Source organism: Olsenella profusa DSM 13989 (assembly GCF_030811115.1).
GTDB classification, from domain to species: Bacteria; Actinomycetota; Coriobacteriia; order Coriobacteriales; family Atopobiaceae; genus Olsenella_F; species Olsenella_F profusa.
Genome location: NZ_JAUSQK010000001.1, coordinates 2212864 through 2239816, shown reverse-complemented (window position 1 = coordinate 2239816; position 26953 = coordinate 2212864). Strand labels below are relative to the sequence as shown.

At 65.4% G+C, this 26953-nt stretch carries 27 protein-coding genes and 3 tRNA genes; 22 read left to right on the top strand and 8 right to left on the bottom strand.

Translation table 11 applies throughout. From position 1 onward, the window contains the following. Nucleotides 1-69: 69 nt before the first annotated feature. The 16 genes from J2S71_RS10420 (at nucleotide 70) to J2S71_RS10345 (ending at nucleotide 16991) form a co-directional block, all read left to right on the top strand. Nucleotides 70-636: a YraN family protein gene (locus J2S71_RS10420; protein ID WP_307391600.1), complete on the top strand. Its 567-nt coding sequence runs from the start codon at nucleotides 70-72 to the stop codon at nucleotides 634-636. Continuing rightward, on the top strand, nucleotides 636-2138 hold the full coding sequence (locus J2S71_RS10415; RefSeq protein WP_021726264.1) for a YifB family Mg chelatase-like AAA ATPase: 1503 nt from the start codon (nucleotides 636-638) through the stop codon (nucleotides 2136-2138). Before J2S71_RS10420 ends, J2S71_RS10415 begins: the two co-directional genes overlap by 1 nt. After that, a complete protein-coding gene (locus J2S71_RS10410) occupies nucleotides 2131-3093 on the top strand; it encodes a DNA-processing protein DprA (RefSeq protein ID WP_021726045.1) in 963 nt (320 codons plus the stop codon). The genes J2S71_RS10415 and J2S71_RS10410 overlap by 8 nt, the downstream gene beginning before the upstream one ends. Next, nucleotides 3072-4403, top strand: coding sequence for a methylenetetrahydrofolate--tRNA-(uracil(54)-C(5))-methyltransferase (FADH(2)-oxidizing) TrmFO (gene trmFO, locus J2S71_RS10405; RefSeq protein WP_307391595.1), 1332 nt, complete (start codon nucleotides 3072-3074; stop codon nucleotides 4401-4403). The genes J2S71_RS10410 and trmFO overlap by 22 nt, the downstream gene beginning before the upstream one ends. Further along, nucleotides 4403-5347, top strand: a complete 945-nt coding sequence (locus J2S71_RS10400; protein WP_307391593.1) for a tyrosine recombinase XerC — start codon at nucleotides 4403-4405, stop codon at nucleotides 5345-5347. The genes trmFO and J2S71_RS10400 overlap by 1 nt, the downstream gene beginning before the upstream one ends. Before the next feature lie 210 nt (nucleotides 5348-5557). After that, nucleotides 5558-6349, top strand: coding sequence for a 30S ribosomal protein S2 (gene rpsB, locus J2S71_RS10395; protein WP_307391589.1), 792 nt, complete (start codon nucleotides 5558-5560; stop codon nucleotides 6347-6349). Nucleotides 6350-6389: 40 nt separating this feature from the next. After that, a complete protein-coding gene (gene tsf, locus J2S71_RS10390) occupies nucleotides 6390-7259 on the top strand; it encodes a translation elongation factor Ts (RefSeq protein ID WP_307391586.1) in 870 nt (289 codons plus the stop codon). Between the two features lie 168 nt (nucleotides 7260-7427). Beyond that, the gene (pyrH, locus tag J2S71_RS10385) at nucleotides 7428-8147 is read left to right on the top strand and encodes a UMP kinase (protein ID WP_307391583.1); all 720 of its coding nucleotides are present in this window, start codon (nucleotides 7428-7430) and stop codon (nucleotides 8145-8147) included. An 8-nt stretch (nucleotides 8148-8155) separates the two neighbouring features. Continuing rightward, complete coding sequence (frr, locus tag J2S71_RS10380; protein ID WP_021724909.1) at nucleotides 8156-8710, top strand: ribosome recycling factor; 555 nt, start codon at nucleotides 8156-8158, stop codon at nucleotides 8708-8710. Continuing rightward, on the top strand, nucleotides 8711-9496 hold the full coding sequence (uppS, locus tag J2S71_RS10375) for an undecaprenyl pyrophosphate synthase (RefSeq protein ID WP_021724919.1): 786 nt from the start codon (nucleotides 8711-8713) through the stop codon (nucleotides 9494-9496). It begins immediately after the preceding gene. A 149-nt stretch (nucleotides 9497-9645) separates the two neighbouring features. Continuing rightward, complete coding sequence (locus J2S71_RS10370) at nucleotides 9646-10467, top strand: phosphatidate cytidylyltransferase (protein WP_307391579.1); 822 nt, start codon at nucleotides 9646-9648, stop codon at nucleotides 10465-10467. 50 nt (nucleotides 10468-10517) lie between these two features. Beyond that, nucleotides 10518-11663, top strand: coding sequence for a 1-deoxy-D-xylulose-5-phosphate reductoisomerase (dxr, locus tag J2S71_RS10365; protein WP_307391573.1), 1146 nt, complete (start codon nucleotides 10518-10520; stop codon nucleotides 11661-11663). Further along, complete coding sequence (locus tag J2S71_RS10360) at nucleotides 11660-13048, top strand: M50 family metallopeptidase (protein ID WP_021724888.1); 1389 nt, start codon at nucleotides 11660-11662, stop codon at nucleotides 13046-13048. The genes dxr and J2S71_RS10360 overlap by 4 nt, the downstream gene beginning before the upstream one ends. Nucleotides 13049-13058: 10 nt before the next feature. Further along, nucleotides 13059-14138 (top strand): flavodoxin-dependent (E)-4-hydroxy-3-methylbut-2-enyl-diphosphate synthase, encoded by a 1080-nt coding sequence (gene ispG, locus J2S71_RS10355; RefSeq protein ID WP_021724877.1) that lies wholly within the window; start codon nucleotides 13059-13061, stop codon nucleotides 14136-14138. Between the two features lie 78 nt (nucleotides 14139-14216). Further along, on the top strand, nucleotides 14217-15920 hold the full coding sequence (locus J2S71_RS10350) for a proline--tRNA ligase (protein WP_370873242.1): 1704 nt from the start codon (nucleotides 14217-14219) through the stop codon (nucleotides 15918-15920). Nucleotides 15921-15968: 48 nt separating this feature from the next. Then, nucleotides 15969-16991, top strand: a complete 1023-nt coding sequence (locus tag J2S71_RS10345; RefSeq protein WP_307391565.1) for an alpha-hydroxy-acid oxidizing protein — start codon at nucleotides 15969-15971, stop codon at nucleotides 16989-16991. Between the two features lie 81 nt (nucleotides 16992-17072). On the opposite strand, the gene J2S71_RS10340 is transcribed toward J2S71_RS10345, so the two are convergent. Genes J2S71_RS10340 through J2S71_RS10330 form a run of 3 tightly spaced genes read right to left on the bottom strand, consistent with a single transcriptional unit; the run spans nucleotide 17073 to nucleotide 19167 of the window. Beyond that, nucleotides 17073-17504, bottom strand: a complete 432-nt coding sequence (locus J2S71_RS10340; protein WP_021724893.1) for a GNAT family N-acetyltransferase — start codon at nucleotides 17502-17504, stop codon at nucleotides 17073-17075. A gap of 41 nt (nucleotides 17505-17545) precedes the next feature. Then, nucleotides 17546-17947 (bottom strand): UxaA family hydrolase, encoded by a 402-nt coding sequence (locus J2S71_RS10335; RefSeq protein WP_307391562.1) that lies wholly within the window; start codon nucleotides 17945-17947, stop codon nucleotides 17546-17548. 23 nt (nucleotides 17948-17970) lie between these two features. Continuing rightward, complete coding sequence (locus J2S71_RS10330) at nucleotides 17971-19167, bottom strand: IS30 family transposase (protein ID WP_307392479.1); 1197 nt, start codon at nucleotides 19165-19167, stop codon at nucleotides 17971-17973. A gap of 103 nt (nucleotides 19168-19270) precedes the next feature. Between J2S71_RS10330 and J2S71_RS10325 the strand changes: the two genes are divergently transcribed. Next, entirely contained in the window at nucleotides 19271-19669 is a 399-nt protein-coding gene (locus J2S71_RS10325) for an aldo/keto reductase (protein WP_307391559.1), read from the top strand. 3 nt (nucleotides 19670-19672) lie between these two features. Here the strand turns inward: J2S71_RS10325 and J2S71_RS10320 are convergent, their stop codons facing one another. Further along, complete coding sequence (locus J2S71_RS10320) at nucleotides 19673-20926, bottom strand: Nramp family divalent metal transporter (protein ID WP_307391556.1); 1254 nt, start codon at nucleotides 20924-20926, stop codon at nucleotides 19673-19675. A 148-nt stretch (nucleotides 20927-21074) separates the two neighbouring features. Then, a complete protein-coding gene (locus tag J2S71_RS10315; protein WP_021724883.1) occupies nucleotides 21075-21452 on the bottom strand; it encodes a hypothetical protein in 378 nt (125 codons plus the stop codon). A 189-nt stretch (nucleotides 21453-21641) separates the two neighbouring features. On the opposite strand from J2S71_RS10315, the gene J2S71_RS10310 reads away from it, so the two are divergent. After that, a tRNA-Val gene (locus J2S71_RS10310) sits at nucleotides 21642-21716 on the top strand. Nucleotides 21717-21796: 80 nt separating this feature from the next. On the opposite strand, the gene J2S71_RS10305 is transcribed toward J2S71_RS10310, so the two are convergent. The 3 genes from J2S71_RS10305 to J2S71_RS10295 form a co-directional block, all read right to left on the bottom strand. Further along, nucleotides 21797-22750 carry a N(5)-(carboxyethyl)ornithine synthase gene (locus J2S71_RS10305; RefSeq protein WP_307391552.1) on the bottom strand — a complete coding sequence of 318 codons (954 nt, stop codon included), beginning with the start codon at nucleotides 22748-22750 and terminating at the stop codon, nucleotides 21797-21799. 209 nt (nucleotides 22751-22959) lie between these two features. After that, a tRNA-Ile gene (locus tag J2S71_RS10300) sits at nucleotides 22960-23035 on the bottom strand. Nucleotides 23036-23078: 43 nt separating this feature from the next. Then, a tRNA-Ala gene (locus J2S71_RS10295) sits at nucleotides 23079-23154 on the bottom strand. Nucleotides 23155-23237: 83 nt separating this feature from the next. On the opposite strand from J2S71_RS10295, the gene J2S71_RS10290 reads away from it, so the two are divergent. The 4 genes from J2S71_RS10290 to J2S71_RS10275 all read left to right on the top strand — a co-directional run bounded on the left by J2S71_RS10290 (nucleotide 23238) and on the right by J2S71_RS10275 (nucleotide 26952). Continuing rightward, the gene (locus J2S71_RS10290) at nucleotides 23238-23618 is read left to right on the top strand and encodes a VOC family protein (protein ID WP_307391549.1); all 381 of its coding nucleotides are present in this window, start codon (nucleotides 23238-23240) and stop codon (nucleotides 23616-23618) included. A 105-nt stretch (nucleotides 23619-23723) separates the two neighbouring features. Beyond that, nucleotides 23724-25715: an ABC-F family ATP-binding cassette domain-containing protein gene (locus J2S71_RS10285; RefSeq protein WP_307391545.1), complete on the top strand. Its 1992-nt coding sequence runs from the start codon at nucleotides 23724-23726 to the stop codon at nucleotides 25713-25715. After that, entirely contained in the window at nucleotides 25708-26244 is a 537-nt protein-coding gene (locus J2S71_RS10280; RefSeq protein ID WP_307391543.1) for a hypothetical protein, read from the top strand. Before J2S71_RS10285 ends, J2S71_RS10280 begins: the two co-directional genes overlap by 8 nt. Nucleotides 26245-26259: 15 nt before the next feature. Further along, nucleotides 26260-26952, top strand: coding sequence for a site-2 protease family protein (locus J2S71_RS10275; RefSeq protein WP_307391540.1), 693 nt, complete (start codon nucleotides 26260-26262; stop codon nucleotides 26950-26952). Nucleotide 26953: the final 1 nt, after the last annotated feature.

Below are 26953 nucleotides of genomic sequence, written 5' to 3'. Positions count from 1 at the left end.
TGCAGGCATCTCTGCCAGCTATGCCTGTCATGCTCAGTGCTCGCTCGTCCATCACGGGAAGGAGCAGGCATGGCAGATGGGAGAGGGGGGCCGCGCACGGTCTTCGGGCGTGGCGGCGTCGAACCGTCCGAGTGGGAGGATGACTCCTTCGAGGACTATGCGTTTGATGACGGATTCGATGAGGATTCGCGGCATGGGGGCATGCATGCCTGGACCATGGCGCTCGAGCTCGGCACGAGGGGGGCCGATGGCGATCCACGAAAGATGACCACAAGGCAGCTGGGCACGCTCGGCGAGGACCTGGCGGAGCTGTACCTCAAGCAACGTGGCTACCATGTGCTCGAACGCAACATGCGCAATCGCGGAGGCGAGGCGGACATCGTCGCCCGGCAGGGGCGCTGCGTCGTGATGGTGGAGGTAAAGGCGCGCCTGGCTGACTCAGAGGGCGATGACGTCATGCCCGAGATCGCGGTCGACAAGCGCAAGCAGGAGCGCTATCGCAAGATCGCCCTGGAGTATCTCGTCGAGAACCCGGACGAGAGCCTCGTGCGCTTTGACGTCATCGCCATCAAGGTCAGGGCGGCAAGGGACGCCACCGTGCGCCATCTCAGCGGCGCCTTCGTGTGTGACCTCTGATGGTGGGCACGATCACGGTCGCCTCGGCCTGTCTGAGGGGCATCGAGGCGCTTCCCATCTCCGTCGAAGTGGCATCCTCCGGTGGCATTCCGGGCATCACCATCGTCGGCATGACGGGCACGAGCACCATGGAGGTTGCGGCGCGCGTTCGCTGCGCCATCAAGGCGGCCGGCTACAAGCTCCCGCGCATGCACTATACCGTGAACCTCGCTCCCGCCGAGATGCGTAAGAGCGGGACCGCCTTTGACCTGCCCATTGCGGTAGGCATTCTGGCACTCTCGGGGCAGATCCCCCTGGCGGGTCTCGACGGTTGTTTGCTCGTGGGCGAGCTGGGCCTTGCGGGAGAGGTCTCCCTCACGCGTGGCGCCGTGGCCTACCAGCATCTGGCACATCGTCTGGGCGCGTCGCTCGCGTGTGCGCGCGACGCGCTCCATGCGGGCGCGTCGACCCATGCGATTCTGGCGATTGGCTCGCTGGCGGACCTCAGGGAGGGCGTCTCGACGCTCGACGGGGAGGTACCCCATGGCCTTGCGGGAGGGGAGCAGGACGATGGGACGGAGGGTCTCGACTTCGCGAACGTGTTCGGGCAGGAGTCTGCGAAGCGCGCGCTTACCATTGCCGCCGCAGGTGGGCATGGGATTCTCATGGTGGGGCCACCGGGCTCGGGCAAGACGATGCTTGCGCGGAGGCTGCCCACCATCCTGCCCAGCCTCACGGAGCCAGAGCTGGAGGAGGTATGTCTGGTGACCTCTGTGGCGGGCCAGCCCTTGGACGACGCCATGCGTGGCGTGCGGCCCTTCCGTGCGCCCCACCACTCCGTCTCCGCAGGTGGCTTGGTGGGCGGCGGGAGGCCCGTCCTTCCAGGCGAGGTGTCCCTCGCTCACAAGGGCGTCCTGTTCCTGGACGAGCTGCCGGAATTTGCGACGAACGTCCTTCAGACGCTCCGACAGCCCATGGAGGACAAGGAGGTGCGCATCGTACGGGTGGATGGCGTGTATCGCTTCCCCTGCGACTTTCAGCTTGTGGCCGCCTCCAACCCCTGTCCCTGCGGCTACCTGGGCGACCCGGCGCACGACTGTCGCTGCACGCCCGCACAGGTACAACGCTACCAGGGCAGAATCGGCGGCCCCCTCATGGATCGCATCGACATGCGCGTGGACGTCATGCGGCCGGCGTCGCAGACGGTCATCGGCGCGGAGGCGGGCATGGACTCCCACACGATGTGCCAGCAGGTCATGGGAGCCCGGGAGTTCGCGTCCCATCGCCCGCACGAGACGGATGCGTCTGACGCCTTGCCTCACTCGTTGCTCTTCGACACCCGCGCCGCCACCTGTCTCGAGGGCATCTCGTCGCGACTCGCACTCGGAGCACGTTCGATCGTGAAGATGGCTCGTGTGGCCAGGACCATCGCCGACGTCGAGCAGAGCGAGCATGTGAGGCGCGAGCATGTGCTTGAGGCCAGTGGCTACAGGAACCGTGCGGAGGGAGGGCAAGATGCCTGATGGAGGGGAACGGTGGGAGCTCAGGAGGGGAGAGGAGGGGTGGCCCCCATCCCTGGAGTCCCTGGAGCAGCCCCCGGACATCATCTATGGGATGGGTGACCGGTCGACCCTCACGAACAGCTGCCTCTCGGTCATCGGTGCCCGCCGCGCGACGCCCTATGGCCTCGCTGCCGCACGGCTGGCCGGCAGGGTCGCTGCCGAGAGTGGCATCACGCTCGTCTCCGGAGGTGCGCTGGGATGCGATGCGGCCTCGGCGCGCGCGGCCCTCGACGCGGGAGGCACGACGATCGTGGTGAGCGGTACCGGTGCCGACAAGGTCTACCCGCGCTCCTCCGAGGACGTGTTCGCGCGCGCCAGAACGTATGGTGCCGTCATTTCTCTCGAACCCTGGGGGGCGCCGCCCAAGCGCTACACCTTTCCACGCCGCAACCCCATCATCGCCGCGCTCTCACAGAGCACGGTCATCTGTGAGGCGGGACGTCACTCGGGGACGTTCTCCACGGCCATGGCGGCCGCGCAGATGGGGCGTGACCTCTACGTGATACCAGGCAGCATCTTCTCGCCGGAATCCATGGGGGCCAACCAGCTCATAGCGGACGGTGCGTACATCATCCCCTCCGAGATGGACCTCGAGCAGCGCATCTCGCTGGACTACGGGGTGCTGCGCATGGTACGCGAGGGCGTGCCGAGGACGGAGGGGCGCATCGTGTCCGCGCTCATCTCCGAGCCGACACGGGCCGATGACCTCGCGCGCTTTTTGGGGGAGAGCGTCGTTGGCATACTCGGTGCGCTCGCCGACTATGAGAGCAAGGGCATGGTGCGGCGTCTTCCGGACGGACGGTTCAGCCTGACGGAGTCGGCCTACCTTGCACACGATAGAATGGTCAGACGACATGGAGACGAGCTGGCACAGGACGGCGGAGGGGGAGCGTCATGTCAGACGATAGGAGGGTGACGGTCATAGGCGGCGGACTCGCGGGGAGCGAGTGCGCCCTTGCGCTCGCCGGGCGGGGGGTGCCCGTGACGCTTGTCGAGCAGCGCCCCAATGCCGTGGCACCCGCCCATCACACCTCGGACTTTGCCGAGCTCGTGTGCTCAAACTCCTTCAAGTCCCTGAGGCATGACAGTGCCGCGGGCCTCCTCAAGGAGGAGCTCGGGGCGATGGGGTCGACGCTCATTGGGCTGGCGGACGCAGCGAGCGTCCCGGCTGGTGGGGCCCTGGCGGTGGACAGGGTACGCTTCTCGTCCCTCGTGACCCAGGCCATCAGTGCGCATGAGCTCATCGAGGTCGAGCGCCGCGAGGCCATCGCCGTCCCGGATGGCCCCTGCGTCATCGCGGCAGGGCCCCTGTGCTCGCAGGCGCTCTTCGATGCGCTCTGCCGTCGCCTGGGCACGACGTCCCTCTCGTTCTTTGATGCCGCCGCCCCCATCGTGGACGCGGAGTCCATAGATCGAGGCGTGGCCTTCGTACAGTCGCGCTATGAGGACGCCGGCGCGGGCGACTATCTCAACTGCCCCATGGACAGGGGCGAGTATGATCGCTTCTATGACGAGCTGCTTGGTGCCAAGCGTACGATCCTGAGGGACTTCGAGCAGGGGGACCTCTTCAGTGCCTGTCAGCCCGTGGAGGAGGTCGCCCGCACCGGTCGTGACGCGCTGCGCTTCGGTGCCCTCAAGCCGGTGGGGCTTTTGGATCCACGCAGCGGCAGGCGTCCCTGGGCGGCCGTCCAACTAAGGGCTGAGAACAGGGGGCGCACGGCCTATAACCTCGTTGGCTTCCAGACCAACCTCACATGGGGCGAGCAGCGGCGCGTCTTTCGCCTCATCCCCGGGCTTGGGCACGCCGAGTTCTTCCGCTATGGCGTCATGCATCGCAACTCCTTCGTGGACTCGCCCCGTGCGCTGGACGGGAGCTTTGCGATCCCCGGCACGACGGTGCGCCTTGCGGGGCAGATCACGGGCACGGAGGGCTACACCGAGGCCATCGCGTCGGGGCTGTTTGCCGCCCTGAACACCTATGCCGACCTCAAGGGGCTCGAGCGTCCCGCACTGCCCGTGACGTCGGCGTTCGGGTCGCTCGTCGCCTATGCCACCAACCCGGCCACGGATCCCTATCAGCCCATGCACGTCAACTTTGGCCTCGTGCCGCCCCTTGAGGGTCCTCACCTCAAGAAGCGCGCACGCTACCGGGCCTATGCCGACCGCGCCACCAGGGACCTCCTGGCGTTCGTTGCCTCGCGTCCCGACCTCTTCGGGACCTTCTGATGGCCGCCTCGACCTCCATGCGCGAGCCAGTGCTGGCCCCCACCGACGAGTTCGCACGCCTGCGGGATGGCTTCGTCTCGTTTCTGACGCGCGTCCGCAGGCTGTCTCCCCACACGGTGCGTGCCTATGCCAGTGACCTCACGGCATTTGGGGCATGGCTGCACAGGAGGGGTCTCGGGCTCGCCACGCTCTCCCATCGTGACCTTAGGGGGTACCTTGGCGAGCTCTCACGTGCCGGCTATGCCACCAAGACCATCAACCGCCACCTTTCGAGTGTGCGGTCGTTCTTCTCGTGGCTCGAGCGCGAGGGCCTTGTCGCGAATGGGGCCGCTGATGCCCTGATGGGACCCAAAGTCGCCCAACGTCTGCCCCATACGGTCTCCGACGGGGACGTGACCCGGCTGCTGGATGCCTGCGGTGGCGATGCCGCCGGCGGGCGCGATGCGCTCCTCATAGAGCTGCTGTATGCCAGCGGGGCGCGCATCGCCGAGGCGGCGCATCTGACGGTGGGGGACATCGATGCCTCCCAAGCGCAGCTGCACCTCTTTGGCAAGGGCTCCAAGGAGCGCATCGTCCCTCTGTATCAGGGGATCATGGGGCGGCTGTCCGCCTATGTCGCGGGCGCGCGCCAGGAGCTGCTCTCACATGCCAAGGGACGGCGAACCGACGCCCTCTTCGTCTCCACGCGGGGCAACGCCATGAGCGCCGACGCGCTGCGCGACGCCTTCGAGCGACGGGTCAGGGAGGCGGGGCTGGACGCCAGCGTGACGCCGCACTCCCTCCGCCACAGCTTTGCGACGGAGCTTCTGGGCGGCGGCGCAGACCTCAGGAGCGTGCAGGAGCTCTTGGGGCATGCCAGCCTCTCCACGACGCAGATCTACACGCACCTCTCGATCGAGCGCCTCAAGGATGCCGCGCGGCAGGCGCATCCGCGAGCGGAGTAGCCCAGGGATGGCGCAGGTTGTGTGTGCCCGCATCGAAGCTGGCACACGCTGCTGGTTGCTGGTACAATGCTGGGCTGTCGTGCGTCCGCACGGCATCAATTCGCACGCGTGACTACTCGGTGTCCATGGTGCCCAGGCTCACAAGCCATGACTTGGGTGGATGTTCCGGGGTCGACACCACGCGGAGGCACAACCAACGGAGGTAGGCACATGGCTGTCAAGATCAACATCCGCACCCTGCTCGAGGCTGGCTGCCACTACGGCCACCAGACGCGTCGCTGGAACCCCAAGATGCGCCCGTACATCTTCGGCGAGCGCAACGGCATCTACATCCTCGACCTCAAGCAGACCGTCATGGATGCGGACAAGGCGTACACCTTCCTCAAGGAGACCGCCGCCAAGGGTGGGCGCGTGCTCTTCGTGGGCACCAAGAAGCAGGCCCAGGAGCCCATCGCCACGCAGGCTGAGCGCTGCGGCATGCCCTACATCAACCAGCGCTGGCTCGGCGGCATGCTCACCAACTTCGTGACCATGCGATCCCGCATCGATCGCATGGAGGAGCTCGAGGCCATGGTCGAGGACGGCCGCATGGCGCTGCGGGGCAAGAAGGAGCAGGCCATGCTCACCAAGGAGCTCGAGAAGCTCCAGCGCAACCTCGGCGGCGTGCGCGACCTCAAGGCCCTGCCCCAAGCGCTCTTCGTGGTCGACTCCAAGCGCGAGGAGATCGCCATCCGCGAGGCCAACCGCCTGCACATCCCCGTCGTCTCGCTGCTCGACACCAACTCCGACCCCGACGTGGTCGACTACGGCATCCCCGCCAACGATGATGCCATCCGCTCCGTGAACCTCATGTGCGAGCTCGTGGCCGACGCCGTGCTGGCCGGCTCCGGCAAGGAGCAGATCAGTGCCGAGGAGATGGCCGCCGGCGCCACCACCCCTGCCGTGGAGACCCACGCCGCCGTTCCCGAAGTCGTCGCTTCCGAAGCCCCCGCGGCCGAGTAGCCCTCACCTACCCACTTCGTTCCCGATCAAGGAGGCCCTTATGGCAAAGATCACCGCTGCCCAGGTCAAGCAGCTTCGTGAGATGACCGACTCCCCCATGATGGAGTGCAAGAAGGCCCTCGTCGAGGCCGATGGCGACCTCGAGGCGGCCGTTGACGTCCTGCGCAGGATGGGGGTCGCCAAGGCCGTCAAGCGTGCTGGCCGCGACACCAACGAGGGGACCATCGCCGCGTACGTCTCGGAGGATGGCACCAAAGGCGCCCTCCTCGAGCTCACCTGCGAGACTGACTTCGTGGGCACCAATCCCAAGTTCACTGGCTTTGCGACCCAGCTTGCCGAGGTCGTTGCCAACGAGGATCCCACGAACGTCGATGCGCTGCTCGCCTGCAGGATGGGCGACGGCACCGTCTCCGACGAGCTCACCGAGATGATCCACGTCATTGGCGAGAACATGAAGGTCGCCCGCTTCCAGCGCATCGAGCAGGAGCAGGGTGCCCTCGCGTCCTACACCCACCTCGGCGGCAAGCTCGCCGACATCGTCGCCTTCTCCTTCGGCAGCGAGGCCACGGCTTCCAACGACGAGTTCAAGGCCTTTGCGCATGACGTCGCGATGCAGGTGGCAGCCGCCGCCCCCGTCGCCGCAAAGCGCGAGGACGTGCCTGCCGAGACCATCGAGCACGAGAAGTCCATCTACATGGCCCAGGCCGCCGACTCCGGCAAGCCCGAGGCCATCCAGGAGAGGATCGCCACCGGCAAGCTCGAGAAGTTCTACAAGGAGGTCGTCCTCACCGAGCAGGAGTTCATCAAGGATGGCTCCGTGACGATCTCCGAGCTGGCTGGGAAGGTCGGCAAGGCCTGCGGCGACACCATCACCATCGAGTCCTTCGTCCGCTTCGCCTTCGGCGCGTAGGGCGTCGCACACCTCACCTCGTGGAGGGGGCCGACGGATGTCGGCCCCCTCGTTCTTGTAGGCTCTGCCTACCGGTAAAACGGAGCAGGGCACATAGGACACCTCTGGTAGAATCAATGCGATTGGTTCGGGCGTATGCAACGTCCCTGCGCGCATCGGAGGTGGGTAGTGTCTGGATACAGGTATCATCGCGTGTTGCTCAAGCTTTCGGGCGAGGCGCTCATGGGATCCAAGGAGTTTGGCATCGACCCGGATGTCCCCCAGCGGATTGCGGACAGGCTCAAGCCCGCCTATGAGGGGGGCGTCCAGATCGCCGTGGTCGTGGGCGGCGGCAACATCTTCCGTGGCCTCTCCGGGGCGGCGGCTGGCATGGATCGCGCCCAGGGCGACAACATGGGCATGCTGGCCACGGTCATCAACAGTCTGGCTCTGCAGGACACCTTCGAGCACAATGGCATGCAGTGCCGCGTCATGAGCGCCATCGAGATGCACCAGGTGTCCGAGACCTACATCCGTCGTCGTGCCATACGCCACCTGGAGAAGGGGCGCATCACCATCTTCGCAGCCGGCACGGGCAACCCCTACTTCACGACGGACACCGCGGCGGCCCTGCGCGCCTGCGAGATCGGGGCCGAGGTGCTCATGAAGGCCACCAAGGTGGACGGCATCTACGACGCCGACCCCGTGACGCATCCCGATGCCCAGCGCTTCGACACCATCACCTATCATGACGTGCTCGCCCAGGGGCTCAAGGTGATGGATGCCACGGCAGCGGCCCTCTGCCACGACAACCACATGCCCATCATGGTCTTCGACCTCGATGGGGACAACGTCTTCGAACGTGCCCTCAGGGGAGAGGCGGTCGGCACGACCGTCGTGGAAGGATAGGAGCAATCATGAGCCAATACACCGATTCCGCCAAGCGGCACATGGAAAGGTGCGTCGAGGGCCTCAGACACAACTTTGCCAAGGTGCGCACCGGCAGGGCAAGTGCCCAGGTGCTTGCGGACATCAAGGTGGACTACTATGGTCAGCCCACGCCCATCACGCAGCTGGCGGCCGTCAAGGTCCCCGAGGCCTCCATGCTGGTCGTCGAGCCATGGGACAAGAGCTCCCTCAGGGCCATCGAGAAGGCCATCGAGATGTCCGACCTGGGCATCACTCCTGGTAACGATGGCAGCTGCATCCGCCTGCCCTTCCCCAAGCCCACCGAGGAGCGCCGCCGCGAGCTGGTCAAGGAGTGCGGCAAGTATGCCGAGGAGGCCAAGGTGGCCGTACGCAACGCTCGCCGCGATGCCAACAATGCGGCCGAGCGCGCCCAGAAGGATGCCGACCTCTCCGAGGATGACGTCGCGCGGGAGAAGAAGGCCATCCAGAAGCTCACGGATTCCTATGTCGCCAGGATCGATGACATGCTCAAGACCAAGACCGCCGAGGTCATGGAGATTTAGGTGCAGACGGACATCACACGACAGCGCGCGTACTTTGCGGACGCACCCGGCGACGTGAGCCTGGGGGCCATTGACGCTGCGCGCATGCCCGCGCACGTGTCCATCATCATGGATGGCAACGGGCGCTGGGCACAGGCACGGGGGCTCGACCGCTCGAGCGGCCACGTCGCAGGCGTCGACTCCCTCAAAGAGACGGTCACGGCCAGCGTGCGCCTGGGCATCGACGTGCTCTCGGCCTATGCCTTCTCCACGGAGAACTGGAAGCGTCCCCAACACGAGGTCGACCTGCTCATGCACCTGTTTGCCACCACGCTCATCGAGGAGCTGCCCCTCTTCCACCAGGAGAACGTGCGGCTGCGCTTCTTTGGTGACCTCACGGCGCTCCCCAGGGAGACCTTCGAGGTGTTCCAGCGGGGGCTCGACGAGACGAAGGACAACACGGGCATGACCTTTGCCCTGGCCGTCAACTATGGCGCGCGTGCCGAGATCGCCCGCGCCGCACGCATCATCGCCGAACGGGTGCGCGACGGCAAGCTTGCGGTGGACGACATCACGCCCGAGCTCATGCCCCGCTGCCTCTATACCCATGGCCTGCCCGATCCCGACCTGCTCATTCGCACGTCAGGTGAGCTGCGGCTCTCCAACTACCTACTGTGGCAGCTCGCCTACACGGAACTCTACGTCACCGATACCCTCTGGCCGGACTTCGACCGCTGGGATCTGCTGCGTGCCATCCATTCCTACCAGGGTAGAAGCCGTCGCTTTGGTGGTGTCGCGGCTCGGTGAGACCCCATGGCGATAAGGGGACGGGGGACGGCCACGAGACTTCGCCATCCGCGAGGCCTCGTGGTCTTGATGCGGGCATCGCCCGCCTCGAACGTGCGCGCGATGCCAAGGAGCAGTCGCGCCGTGAGGGCAGTCTCCGTGGGCAGCGCGTGCGCGGCTGGACGGAGAAGCTCATAACGCGCGTGGCATCTGGTGCCATCTACGCCCTCGTGGTCATTGCCTGCCTCTTCCTGGGGCGCTGGGCCACGGCCCTGCTCGTGACGGCGATGGCCTGGCAGTGCTGTTCCGAGTTCTTTCACATGACGCGCATCGCCGGTCGTATGGCAAACGAGCCTTTGGGCCTGTCCATGGCGGCGCTGTTTGCCCTGGCGCCTCTCACGAGGTCGCTGTTCGCCATGCTCGTGCTCGTGCTGCTCCTGTTGGTAGCGGCTGCCGGGTGGTATGTGGTCACGCCGCGCGCGAACATCGGGGACGTGAGCACCACGGTATTCGGTCCGCTCTACACCTCGCTCATGTTCTCGCCCATCGTCCTCATCAGGATGTATGACAAGGGCAGCATCATGGGCGCGCTGCTTGCCTTCGGCGTCATAGTCTCCATCTGGGCAAACGATGCGATGGCATTCTTTGTGGGCTCACGCATCGGCAGGCACAAGCTTGCCCCCAAGATCTCCCCCAACAAGAGCATCGAGGGTCTTGTGGGCGGTATGGCCGCCTGCATGCTCATCTGGGTGGTGCTGTGGGCGTCAGGCGCCTTTGCGCTGTCGCTTCCCCTCGCCGTGGCCTCGGGCTTCGCCGTTGGCCTGTTTGGCGTGGTGGGAGACCTGTTCGAGTCGCGCATCAAACGCGGTGTGGGGCTTAAGGACTCCGGTGACTTCATGCCGGGGCACGGTGGCATGCTCGACCGTTCCGACTCCCTGCTCTTTGGGTGTACCGTTGCATTCTTCATGCTCCATCTGGGAGGAATTCTTTGACGATCTTCGAAGACACGGCACCTCGTGCCGAACGGAGGAGGCCACTGCGCATGGCCCTGCTGGGCGCCTCGGGGTCCATCGGCACGCAGGCGCTGGACGTCTGCCGCCAGCATGCGGACAGGCTGAGCGTCGTGGCGCTCTCGGTGCACGCCTCGACGGACATGCTCGTGAGGGCGGCCCGCGAGTTTGGCGTGGCCCATGTGGCCGTCACGGACGGGGCACATCGGGACGACCCCATCCTCTCCGAGCTCCCCACAGGGTGCAGCTGCAGCTTTGGGCATGAGGCGCTCACGGATCTCGTGCGTCTGGATGACGTGGACTGCGTGCTCAATGCCGTGGTGGGCTTTGCCGGCATCGAGGCGGGCTTTGCCGCCCTCAGGGCGGACAAGGTGGTGACCTATGCCAACAAGGAATCCATCGTCGTGGGCGGCGACCTGCTCATGCCCTTGGCGCGGCCGGGGCGCCTCATCCCCGTTGACTCCGAGCACAGTGCCATCTACCAGTGTCTGGTGGGGGAACAGCGCCGTGCGCCCCATGCCATCTGGCTCACCTGCTCGGGTGGTCCGTTCAGGGGTATGACGCGCGAGCAGCTCGCCAGGGTGACGGCGACCGACGCGCTCCGGCACCCCACCTGGCGGATGGGTCCCAAGATCACCATCGACTCCGCGACGCTCATGAACAAGGGGCTCGAGGTCCTTGAGGCCTCCCAGCTCTTTGACGTGGGCATCGATGACGTCACCGTGCTCGTGCACCCCCAGAGCCACATCCACTCCATGGTCGAGTTCGCCGACGGTTCCGTGAAGGCCCAGCTTGGTCCCTCCGACATGCGCCTGCCCATCCAGTACGCGTTCAGCTATCCCGAACGCTGGGAGCCGCCCGCCCCCCGTGTGGACTGGCGTACGGTCTCCGACCTCGTCTTCGAGGCGCCGGATGAGGAGACGTTCGGATGTCTGGCCCTCGCCCGGGAGGCAGGCAGGAGGGGCGGCACGCTACCGTGTGCGATGAGCGCGGCCAACGAGGTCGCCAACAGGGCGTTCCGTGAGAACCGCTGCGGCTTTCTCGACATCGAGGCCTGCGTCGCCCACGTCATGGAGCGCAGCGAGGTCGTGCCGGTCGAGTCCCTCGGCCAGCTCGTCGACATCGATATGCGCAGTCGTGAGCTGGCAGGCCGCTTCCTCTCGAGGTGTGTGCGATGAGTGCGCTCGCCCCCGTCCTTGCTGCCTTGTTCTGGGGCATCGTGGTTCTCTCGGTGCTCGTGTTCGTGCATGAGGGTGGCCACTACCTCTCTGCCCGCGCCTGCGGCATGCGTGTGACCGAGTTCTTTCTGGGCATGCCCTTCAGGCACAACGTGTCCTGGAAGTCCAAGGGCAGGGGCACGCGCTTTGGCGTCACACCCATCCTCCTGGGCGGCTATACCCGCATCTGCGGCATGGAGGGCACACGGTCCGACAAGCTGGCGGCCTGCCTGGCCCTGGTGCAACGCCGTGGTCGCGTGGGTGCATCCGATGTGGCCGCCACCCTGGACGTGAGCGTGGACGACGCGCTCGACCTTCTGGCCACGCTGTCCGATTGGGCGTCCATCAGGCCCTACTATAATCCCGATAAGGGGGAGTACGAGGGGCAGGCGACCTATCCCGAGGCCTTCGAGACGCTCGCACGTGACGACCGCCTGCTCACGGAGTATGACCGCGGCCATGACTTCTCGCGTCCGGGCAGCACGGCGGCGGGGGAGCCGCGCCCCATCGAGGGCGATGCCGAGGCCTTCCTCGCCCATGAGCGCAGCCAGACCTATCTGGGCAAGGGCTTTCTCAGGCGTGTGATCACCCTGCTTGCCGGACCGCTCGTCAACATCGTGGTGGCCTTCCTCATCGTGACGGTCAGCCTCTCCACCGTGGGCGTCGACACGATTCTGGACACCAACACGCTTGGCGGCGTGGAGGCCGGGAGCCTCGCCGATGCCGCGGGCCTCAAGGCGGGGGACACCATCAGGCGCATTGATGGCACGGATGTCGATAGCTGGAGCAGCCTGACGGAGGCCCTCGGTGCGGTACGGTCGCAGGGGCGCGACTTCGAGGTCGTGGCCGTGGGACAGGATGGCGTCGAGAGGACCCTCACCATCGACGTTCCCGCCGATGGGGTGTGGGACAAGCTGGGCATCGACGCCAGCGTGGGCCATCGGCAGCTGGGCCTGGTGGAATCGGCTGGCTATGCCGTCCGGTATGGCCAGATGGTCGCGGACTTTGCCGTGCGTCTCATCATGCCCCAGCACACCATGGAGACACTGCAGGGCGCCTCGTCCGTCATAGGCATCTCGGCCATGGCAAGCGAGGCCGCCTCCGAGGGCATCAACACGCTGCTCCTCTTCGTGGCGGCCGTCTCCATGTCGCTCGGATTCATGAACCTCCTGCCCATTCCCCCCCTCGATGGTGGGAAGGTCCTCATCGAGGTCGTCCAGGCCGTCATCAGGCGACCCCTCTCCGTGCGCGCCCAACGGTATGTGAGCTACGTGGGCCTCGCCTTCTTTGTGGTCATCTTCGTCTATGCCCTCAGGAACGACATCCTGGGGATGCTTGCCAGATAGGAGCGGTGCCATGCAGGCAGGTGAACGGCAGCGGCCGGCGCGCGACCGTACGCATCGACTGCAGGTGGGGACGGTGCCCGTGGGGGGCGGCGCCCCCGTCTCGGTGCAGTCCATGTGCACCACGAAGACGTCGGATCCGGCAACGACGCTCAAGCAGATTCGTGGCCTGGCCAGCGAGGGCTGCGAGATCATACGGGTGGCCATCCCCAGCTTCCACGAGCTGGACGGCTTCGAGGCCATCTGTGCCGAGAGCCCCCTGCCCGTGGTTGCGGACATTCACTTCGATTACAAGCTTGCCATCGAGGCGTCCAGGCGTGGTGCCGCGGCGCTGCGCATCAACCCCGGTAATGTCGGCTCCTTCGAGCGCGTGGATGCCATCATCGAGGCGGCCGGGGAGGTCGGCATCCCCATTCGCATCGGCGTGAACGCCGGCTCGCTCGATCCCGCGGTTGCCGATCGCGAGGACCTCACCCTTCCCGAGAAGCTCGTCGCCTCGGCGCTCTCGTTCGTTGCCCACTTCGACGTGCGCGGCTTCGATGACGTGGTGCTCTCCGCCAAGGCGCACTCCGTGCCGGTGACGCTCGAGACCTACCGGCGCCTCGCGTGCGAGCTCCCGCAGGTACCCCTGCACGTGGGCGTCACCGAGGCGGGGACCCTCCGCCAGGGGACGGTCAAGAATGCCACCGCTGTGGGCATCCTGCTCGAGGAGGGCATCGGCGACACCATGCGGCTCTCGCTCACGGCGGATCCGGTGGAGGAGGTGCGCGTCGCCTGGGATCTCCTGGGCGCCCTGGGCATGCGTCGCCTGCATCCGGAGCTCGTGAGCTGTCCCACCTGCGGTAGGTGCCAGGTGGATCTCATAGGCATTGCCCAGGAGGTTCAGCGGCGCCTGTCCGAGGTGGATGCCCCGCTCTCGGTGGCGGTCATGGGCTGTGTGGTCAACGGGCCGGGCGAGGCACGCGACGCCGACCTGGGCATCGCGTGCGGCAGGGGCCAGGGCGTGCTGTTCGAGAACGGCCGCAGGATACGGAACGTGCCCGAGGACCGCATCGTGGATGCGCTCATGGAGGAGGTCGCCAGGCGGGTGTGACGTGCCCTGGGGGTGTACCATCCCCACCGGAACCAGGAACGACGACACGAGGAGCCATTCGTGAGAAGCTGTATGAGGATGTCCAAGCTCTATGCCCCCACGCTCAAGGAGGATCCCGCCGACGCGGAGGTGGCCAGCCACAGGCTGCTGCTACGTGCGGGCATGATCCGCAAGGAGGCGTCCGGCCTCTACAGCTACCTCCCGCTCGCATGGCGTTCGCTCCTGAAGATCGAGGCCATCATCCGTGACGAGATGGAGGGCATCGGCGCCCAGGAGATGCTCACGCCCATCCTCACGGACGCCGAGCTGTGGCACCAGAGTGGCCGCTGGGATGCCTATGGTCCCGAGCTCATGCGTATCCGGGACCGCCACGGGCACGAGTATGCCCTTGGTCCCACCCACGAGGAGACCTACACCGACCTCGTGCGGGGAGAGCTGCGCTCCTACAAGCAGCTGCCCGTGACGCTCTACCACATCCAGGACAAGTTCCGCGACGAGTTGCGCCCCCGCTTTGGCCTCATGCGCGGCCGCGAGTTCATCATGAAGGACGCCTACTCCTTCAGCGCGACCAAGGAGAGCCTGCAGCAGTGCTACGATGCAGAGAAGGCCGCCTACGCGCGCATCTTCGAGCGCTGCGCCCTGTGCTGCCTGCGGGTGGTGGCCGACTCCGGCCAGATTGGCGGTGACACGTCCGTCGAGTTCATGGCGCTCGCCAAGGAGGGCGAGGCCGAGCTCGTCTACTGCGACGACTGCGGCTTTGCGGCGGACACGGAGGCCGCGACGGTGGTGGCACCCCTCTTTGAGGGGGAGGAGGGCACGCTCGAGAAGGTTCCCACGCCCGGTGCGGGCAGCATCGCCGACGTGTCGCGCCTGCTGGGTGTCCCCGAGAGCGGCACGCGCAAGGCGCTGGCCCTCATCGATGGCGATGGTAGGCCCACGGTTGCCTTCATCCCTGGTGACCACGAGATGAACGACGTCAAGGCGGAGCATGCCTTTGGGGCATATCACCTGATGAGTGGGGAGGAGCTCGAGGAGCACGGTCTCGTCAAGGGGTTCATGGGTCCGGTGGGCCTGCCCGAGGGGGTGCGCGCCTGCGCCGACCGTTCGCTCCAGCGGTCGCAGTGGTGGCTCGTCGGTGCCAACGAGCGGGACTTCCACTTCGCTCATGCCAAGCTCGGGCGGGACTTCTCCATCGCGGACGACGCCTGGGTCGATGTGATTGCCGCCCAGCCGGGTGACCTCTGTCCCGTCTGCGGCACGCCGCTCGAGGGCGCCCGCGGCATCGAGTGCGGGCAGGTGTTCCAGCTGGGTACCAAGTACTCACAGGCCATGGGTGCCACCTTCGCCGACGAGAGCGGCAAGGAGGTCCCCCTCCTCATGGGATGCTATGGCATCGGCGTCTCGCGCACGCTCGCGGCCGTCGTCGAGCAGCATCATGACGAGCAGGGTATCGCCTGGCCCGTCTGCGTCGCGCCCTACGAGGTGGAGGTCATTCCCCTGGACACCAGGGACGACCTGGTGTGGCCCCTTGCCCGGCGCGTGGCCGACGGTCTTGCCCAGGCCGGCGTCGAGGTCGTCCTGGACGACCGCAAGGAGCGCCCAGGCGTCAAGTTCAACGATGCCGACCTCATGGGCTTCCCATACCAGGTTATATGCGGCAAGCGCTCCGCCCGGGACGGCAAGGTGGAACTCAAGGTGCGTGCGACGGGCGAGCGCAGCGAGGTTGCCGTCGAGGACGTCTGCAAGCTACTGACGTTACGGGTGCTCTCGGAGCGCGTGTAGGCCATCGTGCCAGGGGGCATGGCACGGGATTCAGGTTGGGGAGAGGTCATGAGCTACGCGGATATCGCTGCCGAGGCACGGGGTTCGATGGGGCCTTGGTGCAAGGCCTGCCCAGATTGCGATGGCAGGGCCTGTGGCGCCCATGTGCCGGGTCCCGGGGCCAAGGGCTCTGGGACCGTCGCCGTGCGCAATCGCGTCGCGTGGGAAGGCCATCGGCTGCTCATGGACACCATCTACGAGGGCGGCCAACCCTCCACAGAGACCTCGCTCTTCGGACGCACGCTGACCCTTCCCGTCATGATCGCCCCGGTCGGCGACGTGCAGCGCCACTACGGGGACAAGCTCACCGATGTCGAGTACAACACCTGCGTGCTCGAGGCGGCGGCCCAGGCGGGCACCGTTGCCTGGACGGGGGATGGCATACGCCCCCAGATAGTGGAGAAGGCCACCGAGATCATCGGCTCCCTGGGTGGTGCGGGCATCATCACCATCAAGCCGTGGCCGATGGGCATGCTCCACGAGAAGGTGGCCCTCTCGCTCTCGTCGCACCCCCGTGCGATCGCCATGGACATCGACGGTGCCGGACTTCCCTTCCTGAGGGACTTCGAGCCGCCTGCGGGCCCCAAGAGCGTGGCCGAGCTCAAAGAGGTTGCCGCCCAATGCCATGAGGCACGCGTGCCGTTCGTGCTCAAGGGCATCCTGAGCTCCCGTGGCGCGGAGAAGGCCCTCGAGGCCGGTGCCGATGCGATCGTGGTCTCCAACCATGGCGGCCGGGTCCTCGATGGCGTGCCCGCGACGGCAGAGGTGCTCCCTGCGGTGGTGGACGCCGTGGGCGGGGCGTGCGACGTGCTGGTGGATGGTGGCATTCGCACGGGTATCGACGTGTTCCGTGCCCTCGCGCTCGGTGCCAGTGCCACGTTGGTGTGCCGCCCGTTCGTGGTCTGCGTGTATGGTGCGGGCGCCGCGGGCGTCATGGCCTATCTCACACAGCTCAGGGACGAACTCGAGGACGCCATGCGCATGTGCGGTGCGCTCAACGTCGCCGAGGTGTGCCGGGACATGGTCCTGTAGCCGCCCTCCTGATGTCAGACCACGGATGCTCACCTCAATACGGGATGGGACGTCTGGCTCAGGAAAGGGCGTCGCGTATGATCAGATGTCCTTGTCGAAGCGATAGTGTGTCTTGGTGAACCCATAGGTCTCATAGAATCCATGACTCTCATCGTGACCAAGCCGGCTCGAGAGAATCATCCGTTCGCAACCCGCCTCGCAAGCGACCTCCGTTGCCCATTCGAGGAGCTGGAAGCGAATGTCACCATCACGATAGCCTTCCGCCACGGTAAGCTCTGTGACTTCAGCTACACGCACGCCATCGTGGAGTTGCCAGGTGCAGTTGATGCCGACGAAGCCGACGACCTCCCCATCCTCCGTCTCGAAGACACCCAGCTTGTGACGCTCCTCGTTGAGCTGATCAACAAAGGTTCGCGCAAACATGCCCTTGTTGAGCGTGTCTCCACCTGCGATGGTCGTTCCAATGAGCTCGTATGAGACGGTGAGATCAGAGAGGGTGGCGTAACGTACCATAAGTTCTCCTATCTGTTGCGGTTACTTGGCATACGTGACTCTTACGTGATAGGTGCCGGATTGAAGACGCACAAATCATTGACGAGTCCGTGTTCCTCGGCATATGACCGTCTCCTACCGCTGACGACATCGATGAGTAGCGTGAAGAGTTCGCTACCAATGGCCTGGATGGAGCGCTCTCCGCTCGAGATGGGCCCTGCGTCTATGTCGATGAGGTCCGGCCACATACGCTTGACCTCGCTGCGGGAGCAAATCTTGAGGACGGGAATCTGTGCTAGACCATAGGGGGTGCCACGTCCCGTGGTGAAGAGCTGTGCACCAATGCCGCTGGCGAGCTGACAGGGACCACATACGATATCGCTTGCCGGTGTGGCCGCATAGATGAGGCCATGCTTGGTCGGGCGTTCGCCAGGACTGGCGGATTCTAGCGGTGGTTGCAACACCTGCTAGTAACCAGCTGCCTTCATCATGCTGCGATCGACTCCTCTATCAGCTCCAGGAACACCTCGCTCGGCTTCTTCCAGCCGAGCACCTTCCTGGGCCTGTCGTTCAGCTCCTCCGCCACCGCGTCCAGGTATTCCTCCGGGTAGATGCTCAAGTCCGTCCCCTTGGGGAAGTACTGCCGTAATAGCCCGTTGGTGTTCTCGTCCGTCGGCCGCTGCCAAGGGGAGTGCGGATCGCAGAAGTACACCTGCAGGCCCAGCGCCGCGCCGATCTTCAGGTGCTGCGCCAGCTCGCTTCCCTGGTCCCAGGTGAGCGAGTTGCGCATCAGCTTGGGAAGGTGCTGCATCTTCCTTATCACCGCCTGCCGCACCTGCCCGGAATCGTGACCGTCAGGCAGGTGGAGCGGGATCGTGTCGCGGCTGGTCCTCCCGACGGGGGTGCCGATGGCGCTCTTGTTGCCGGCGCCCACGATCAGGTCGCCCTCCCAGTGCCCCGGCACGGCGCGGTCGGCCACCTCCGCGGGCCGCTCGGATATCATCGCCATCGGGTCGCGGGAGCGCGCCTTGCGCCCGTCTTGGGCGGTGCGCGGCCTGCGCTTCGTCCTCCCCGAGCGCAGCTTCTTCTCCAGGTCGCGCTTGAGCTGGCCTTTCGCCTGGATGTAGATTGCCTGGTATATGGTTTCCGGACATGCCCTCATATGCTCATTATCGGGGAAGTCGAGCTTCAGGCGCCGGGAGATCCGCTCGGGAGACCAGTGCTCGCCGAGCCTCTCCTGGATATAGTCGTGCAGCGGCGCGTATTCGAGCACCTTGCGCGGCTTCGGCCGTTTCAGCCGCCCGGCGGATAGCTGCTGGGCGCGGTAGGGCATGTACTCGCCCGACATGGGGTCCTCGTTGCGCCGCACCTCGCGGCTGATCGTCGGCTTGCTTCTCCCCAGCGCCGCCGCCATCTCGGTGATGGCCCCGCCCAGCTTGAGCATGTCCGCTATCCGCAGCCGCTCGTCCTGGCCCAGGTACCTGTCGTGGATCTTCCTCGGCTCTTCCATGTCCCCACGATACCAGTCCACCGAGGGGTCTTCGTTGCGGCCGGTGGCCCTCGCGCGCCCGTTGCGCCACACCTTGCCGGTTCGCTTGGATACGCCAACTGCTTTTGCCGCTTGCGTGAAGTTCATGCCAGATTGCACAAGCTTCAAGTAGTGCGCCCTCCTAGCTGCGCACATCTCGTTGCGCGTTTGGTAGCGAACGTTGCCGTAAACCCATTCCACCGAAAGCCCCTTCCGTCGCCTTCGGTGTTGCGACGTTCGCTAGAACCCGCCGGAGCTCATGGATGTCGAAGGGGGGGAGCACTGTCTTATAAACCAGGATCTCTACCACCTGGGCTCGCGCGGCATTGAATATGACCTACTGCCCTGGATGAACGGGAATGGCGTTCCCCTCATGGCATACTGTCCCTTGGCACAGGCGGGAAGACTCCGCCAAGGGCTTGTCGAGGACGAGGCCGTGAGGCAGGTTGCGGCGCACCATGGCATTACGCCCCTGCAGGTGCTGCTTGCCTTCGCGCTCCATGACGAGCATGTCATTGCCATTCCACGCAGCTCGAGCGTCAGGCACATCTTGGCAAACTGGGAGAGCCGCACGATTGAGCTGACTTCCGATGACCTTGCCCTGCTCGACGACGCCTTTCCGCCGCCGACGCATAAGGTCCCTTTGGATATGGAGTGACATCTAGCCGAACAGCAGCGCCAGGTTGAGTGCCGTCACGACGAGGCCGATGAGGACGAGCAGTGCCTTGAGGCCCGGGCCGTTGGCATACGCGCCCATGACGCGCCTGGATGACGTGAGGTAGATCTGCAGGAATATCGTGAAGGGCAGCTGGAGCGAGAGCAGCGCCTGTGACCACACGAGCCCCTGGAAGGCGTCGCCCACGAAGAAGACGGTCGCCACGGCCAGCACGAACGTGGCCACGATGCCCAGCGAGGAGTGGCGGTCGTGGATGTCGTATGGCTCGCCCGCCATGCCTGCCGTGATGGTGCCTGCGGCCATGCCTGCCGTCACCGAGGAGCTGAGACCCGCAAGCAGGAGCGCCACCGCGAAGATGAGGCTTGCGGCCGGCCCCACGAGGGGGGAGAGGACGCTTGCGGCCTGAGCGAGGTCGTCGATGACGATGCCATGCCGGAAGAAGGTGGCCGCCGCCAGGATGACCATGGCGGAATTGATGGCCCAGCCTATGACCATGGAGAGGAGCGTGTCGACGAACTCGTAGTCCAGCCGCTCGCGGATGACGTCATCACCCTGTGCATCGAAGCGCCTGCTCTGGATGACCTCGGAGTGAAGGAAGAGGTTGTGCGGCATCACGACGGCACCGAGCACGGACATGACGACGGGCATCGAACCCGCAGGGAAGCTGGGAGAGACCCAGCCTAGGGTGGCCGCGGGCCACTCCACATGCACCATGAGGACCTCCACCAGGAAGGAGAGTCCGATGAGCGAGACGAAGCCGATGATCCAGCGCTCGATGTGCCGGTAGGAGTTGGTGAGCAGCAGCGTGAGGGAGACGCCGGCCACCAGTACGCTGCCTAGGCGCAGGTCGAGCCCGAAGAGCATCTGGAGGGCGATGGCCCCACCCAGCACCTCGGCCATCGTCGTTGCCACCACGGCGGCGAGTGCCGTTGTCAGCAGCCCCCGGCCAAGCCAGCCGGGCAGGTACTTGGTCGTGGCCTCCGAGATGCATAGGCCGCTCACGATGCCCAGGTGTGCGGCGTTGTGCTGCAGCACGATGAGCATGATGGTGGAGAGTGTGACCACCCAGAGTAGCGCGTAGCCAAAGGTCGAGCCTGCGGCCATGTTGCTTGCCCAGTTGCCTGGGTCGATGAAGCCCACGGTGACGAGCAGGCCGGGACCTATGAACTTGAGTATGTCGAGACCGCCCCGCTGCCCCGTGTGCACGGAGCCAAAGAGCCTCTTAAGCGCTGCAACCATAGGCCACTCCCTGCCGTCCCTATCCCTCATGCAGATGCCGTTACCCCTGATATAGCAATATCAGGCAACCATGCGCACCGTTCGACATGAGACGGGGCACTCGGCCCTTGTCGAATGCCCCGAGGCACCACTCTTGCGTGCATGTGCCCTACACGCGAGACAGCTTGTTGACGATGACGCGCGCGAGGCCAGCAACGACGAGCATGATGAGCGTCATCGCCGCAAACAGTACGTTGGCGACCATCTCTGCGGCAAAGAGGACGGCCATGGCGACTCCCATGAGGATGCAGGCCAGGGCGATGACGAGGGAGAGCACGAACACCCTTCCCGCATTCGCGGGCACATTGGCCAGCATGGATCCACGGGCGGCCGCAAAGAGGCAGAGCACGCCAAAGATGGTGGCAAGCACCAGGGGAACGCCCCGCGAGCCAGTGAGCAAGAGCCCAATGCCAACGATGATGGCGGCAAGGCCTATGGTCATGGCAATCAGACAGCCAACCTTGAGTCGTTTGCTCTCCGGCGTCATGGGGCATCCCTCTTCTTGCGTCGGTATGTCATCTCACATGTACCTAGTGTAGCGAATCGCGGATCGTGTGCGGGGCGTCCGTCCCGCGAGGCTGTGGGGTGGCGACGTCCAGCTCAGACATCCCCCTTGCCCACAATGCCAAATTCCCGTTGGCTGTGGGGAAATGTTCTGGTAGTATCTCTTCCGCACGGGCGATTGGCTCAGGGGTAGAGCACTTCCTTCACACGGAAGGGGTCGCTGGTTCGAATCCAGCATCGCCCACCATGGCGTGCACAAGGCCAGGGTCCCTGCGGGCCCTGGCCCTTTCTGTCGCGCTGCCCTCTGCCGCGCACGCACGAGCCGCATCAGTTGCCCGCGCTCCGTGGCGTCCGGCGGCGGACGGGCACGCCATCGCGGACGATGAGACCACCCTCAAGCGCCTTGGAATGCCTCCCACGGCTCAGTTCGTTGACGTAGCGTGCCACGGCTGCCGAGATGGCCTCCGAGGCGGTCCCGTACACGAGCGAGGGCGTGTGGTCGACCGCGTAGTGCAGGACCCCCTCGACCGTGTAGGTGGGGTGACCTATGGTGGTGGGGTGGCTCGTCTCTATGGCACCGGCCTCGTCGCAGCTCACGTCGATGATGAGGGAGCCAGGCCTCATGCGCGCCACGTCATCGCGCGACAGGATGTGGTCCGTGCGCGTGAGATCCCACATGACGCAGTTGACCACGACATCGAACGAGGGGAGCTCCTTGCGCAGCAGCGCCTCGGTCCTGCGCTGATAGACGGTGACGTTGGCACTGAGCCCCTCCAGCACCCCGATGGCGCCCAAGGCCGTGTCTCCTCGGCCGATGACGGCAACCCGTTGCCCCTGGGGCATCCGTCCCTGGCAGAGGAACGCATGCAGCACGGCCGCCTCTCCCGCAAGCTGATTGTTGCGCCAGAAGACGTGCCGTCCGTCCTCGTACAGGTGCTCCCATGCATAGGCCGTGAGGCCGCCCTTCGTGAGCGCATCGGCGACCTCGGGGTTCTCGGCCGCATGCACCCAACCGAAGATGGTGGTTCCCGGTGCCAGGCTGCCAAGGTAGTCAGCGTCGCCCACCTTGGGGTCGACGATGCTCGCACACGCCAACACTTCGGTGCGCGAGCCCGTCCGTGCTCCCGTACGCGTGTACCGTTCGTCAGTGATTCCCAGGATGTCGCCATAGCCCCGCTCGAACACAAGGTCCTGGGGGCGTTCGATGACGGCAAGGTCGGAGGGGAGGAGCGCCCGCCTCGACTCATGCTCCTTTGACGGAATGGGAAACCCTATGCTCATGACAGTCGCCTCCTCTATGCGAAGGCGCACCGTGGTGAACTATGATTCCTGATGAGGACTGGGAGCCAGCCAGGCCCCTTCGCAACCATGCATACTACTATATGCGTTCGCGATGCGCTTGAGGCGATCCTGTTCCGCGAGTGGCGGCTGGCGCGCCCGTCGGGCCGAGGAAAGCCCGCCGCCAACGTTGTGGCGGCGGGCTGGTCATGTGGTGGGCCCAGAGGGATTCGAACCCCCAACCCAGGGATTATGAGTCCCCTGCGCTAACCGTTGCGCCATAGGCCCGGATAGAAAAAGGCGACGACCTAAGCCGCCGCCCTCGATGGCATGGTGGAGAATAGGGGATTTGAACCCCTGACCTCATGACTGCCAGTCATGCGCTCTCCCAACTGAGCTAATTCCCCGCGCTGGTGCAAGAGGTATATTACCAAACGCAGGGTGCCGGTCAAGGACTTTTTTGGAAGTCCCCAGACTCAGGGAGGGAACCATGGAGCAGCAGGACGGTCCCGTGGAGCTGTTCGATATGCATATCTCACATGTGGGCATCAACGCCGCGAGCAAGGAGGAGGCCGAGGAGATCGTGGCCCTCCTCTCTGTGCTCATGGGGCTCAGACGCAGCGTGACGGCACCCGTCTCCGTCTTTGCCGGCACGCTCGTGGAGGTCATGCTGCCCGAGGCCGCACGTGGCGAGAAGGGCCACATCGGCTTCTACGTCAACGACATTCCCGCTGCCATCGAGTGGTTTGCGCAGCGTGGCTTCGAGGTGGACCCCGAGACGATGTCCCTCAACCCCGATGGCTCCATTCACCTCATCTACTTCAAGCGGCAGATTGCGGGCTTTGCCATCCACCTCACCTGCGATCGGTAGCGCGGCTGGTGGGTTTCTGTATGTTGGCGGGGGATGGCCAAACGCGGCTGCGCTGTCGCATATACTGGAGCAGACCTGTCGCTCGAACCAGGGAGTGAGTGCCGTTTGATCGTTCTTGCGGACAAGCTATCAAAGTCCTTTGGCGGCCGGGTTCTGTACTCGGCCGCTACCTTGCAGCTCAACGCCGGCGAGCGGTGGGGGCTCGTCGGCCCCAACGGTGCCGGCAAGACCACGCTGCTCAGGATCCTCATGGGACAGGAGTCTGCCGACGAGGGCACGGTGAGCCTTGCCAAGGGCGCCACGGTGGGCTACCTCGAGCAGGAGACCCACATCGGCGGCGACAGGAGCGCCCTGGCCGAGGTCGTCGAATCTGCCCGGGAGATACGGCAGCTCGAGACGCGTATCAAGGACATGGAGCGCCAGATTTCCACCATGCCTGAGGGGGACGAGCAATATGCGCTGTTGGAGGAGTATGGTACCGCCCAGGACCGCTTCGAGCGACTGGGTGGCTACGAGCTCGAGGCACATGCCCGCCAGATCCTGGGTGGTCTCGGCTTTCCCGTGGAGGACTTCGACAAGCCCGCCTCGGAGTTCTCCGGTGGCTGGCAGATGCGCATCGCCCTCTCCAAGCTGCTGCTCCGCCATCCCGACCTGCTGCTGCTCGACGAGCCCACCAACCATCTCGACCTCGAGAGCGTGAGCTGGCTGGAGTCGTTCCTCTCCGGCTATGACGGCGCCGTGCTGCTCGTGAGTCACGACCGCTCGTTCATGGACTCCTGCGTGAGCCATGTGGCTGCGCTCGAGAACAAGCGCCTCACCACCTATGTGGGCAACTATTCGAGCTACCTGCGTCAGCGCGAGGACAACCTCGAGCAGCTGCGCGCCAAGCGTGCCGCGCAGGAGCGTGACATCAACCACATGAGGGTCTTCGTGGAGAAGTTCCGCTACAAGCCCACCAAGGCCAAGCAGGTGCAGGAGCGCATACGCCGCATCGAGAAGATCGAGGACGAGCTGGTGGTGCTGCCGGAGTCCTCCAAGAGGGTGCACTTTCGCTTCCCGGACCCGCCGCGCACGGGCGACCTGGTGGTCTCGCTCGAGAACGTCGCGAAAAGCTATGGTGACACCTTCGTATACGAGGGGGTCAACCTCAAGCTCTATCGGGGCGACCACGTGGCGCTCGTGGGTCCCAACGGTGCGGGCAAGTCCACGCTCATGAAGCTCATCAACAACCACGAGCCACCCACCACGGGCACCATCGAGCTGGGCCAGAACGTGACGCAGTCCTACTACGCGCAGCATCAGCTCGAGACCCTCACCGAGGGCAACACCGTGCTGCAGGAGATGGACGCGGCTGCCCCTGGCTGGACTACCTCCGAGGAGCGCCGCCTGCTGGGGGCCTTCCTCTTCCATGGGGACGACGTGGACAAGCGGGTGGGCGTGCTCTCCGGTGGCGAGAAGGCGCGCCTGGCGCTCGCACGCATGCTCGTGGCACCCGATCCGCTCATCTGCCTGGACGAGCCCACGAACCATCTGGACATCGACTCCGTGGACGTGCTTGAGGAGGCCCTGAGAAGCTTCCCGGGCACCATCGTGCTCATCAGCCACGACGAGCATCTCGTGCGTGCCGTTGCCAACAAGGTCGTGGACGTGCGCGACCATACGGTGACGCTCTACGACGGCGACTACGACTACTACCTCTTCAAGCGCGCCGAGCTTGCGGATGTGGCGGTGCCGGGGCCCGTGCCGGCGCCGGCACCGCCGTCCGCTCGGCCCACACCCATGGAGGGGGAGAGGTCGACGGGGCGCAAGGTGAAGACGCGCGAGCAGCGCCGTGCCGAAGCCGAGCGCCGCAATGCCGCGAGCAGGGCCGTGCGGGGGGAGCGCCGCCGCCTCAGGCAGGTGGAGGCCGCCCTCAGGCCTGCGCAGAAGCGCTACAAGGAGCTCATGGACCTCATGGCCTCCGAGGGCCTCTACAACGATGCCGCTGCGTTCGACAGGGCCCTGAAGGAGTACAACGACCTCTCGAGGAAGATTCCCCCGCTCGAGGAGGAGTGGCTCGAACTGACCGAGAGGATCGAGGAGGGACTCAATGCCTAGCCACCTCAGGAGCGACCGTCCCGGCGACACCGCCGGCACGCCACAGCGGGCCGGTGACGCCACGCGTGTGGGGGCGCGGCCGCACGCGACGGCGCCTATGCCCCGCACGGCCTCCCACCAGCAGCAACCCCCACTCACCAGGCAGGCGGTTCCCAGCCCCTCGCGCACGGGGTATGACTACTCCTACGAGGACGAGCGGCGGGCGCGGCCACCACACCCCTCCTCGAGGGTGGGTGCATCCGCGCTCGGGACCGTCGCCCACGTCGTTGCCGTCATCTGCCGCATCTGTGCCATCGTGCTCTCGGTGCTGGTGATAGCCGCGGCGTGCCTCTCGGGGTCGATGCGCCTCTATCTGGTCGGTCTCATGAACGTCGTGGGTCGGTGGATTCCCCGACCGCTTCTGGGCGTGCTCGTGGTGGAGACGCCCCTGGGCGGCGCCTTCCGGGGAGACTTCGCCCTTACCGCTATCATACTGTTCGTCATCGACTGGATGCTCTGCCGTCTGGCACGTCGCTGGCGCATGCGCTAGCTAGGGAGGATCCCCATGAGCTCTCTGTCCACCTACCGCCTTGTCCTGATGGTCATGTCCGTGGTCGTCGTCATCTTCTCGTCCATCCTGCACGAGTGCGCCCATGGGTACGTCGCCTATCGGCTGGGCGACCCCACGGCCAAGAACGCCGGACGTCTCACGCTCAACCCTGCGGCGCATCTCGACCCCTTCGGCTCGATCATCCTGCCGCTCCTCATGGCCTTCATGGGCGGCCCCATCTTCGCCTATGCCAAGCCCGTTCCCTATAACCCCTACAATCTCAGGAACCACCGCGTGGGGGAGGTGCTCGTCGCCCTTGCCGGGCCCTGCTGCAACATACTGCAGGCCCTGGTGGGGACGCTGCTCTATGCGCTCGTGCTGCGAGGTGCGCCCATCGCCCTCATGGGGACGCCCTCGTCCGTCCTCGCTTGGGTGGCGTGGTTCCTGATCGTGTTCGTCCAGGTGAATCTTGTGCTCGCCTTCTTCAACCTCATTCCGTTGCCACCGCTCGATGGCTCCAAGGTCATCTCGCTCTTTCTCTCGGATCGCGCCCTCGCCAGGTACTATCGGATGCAGCGCTACTCCATGGTCGTACTCCTCGTCGTGCTGTATGTCGTGCCCATGGTGCTCGACGTCGACATCCTTGGTCTCTATCTCGACGCGACGGCGGGTAACCTCACGGATCTGCTCTTGGGGATGACGGGATAGC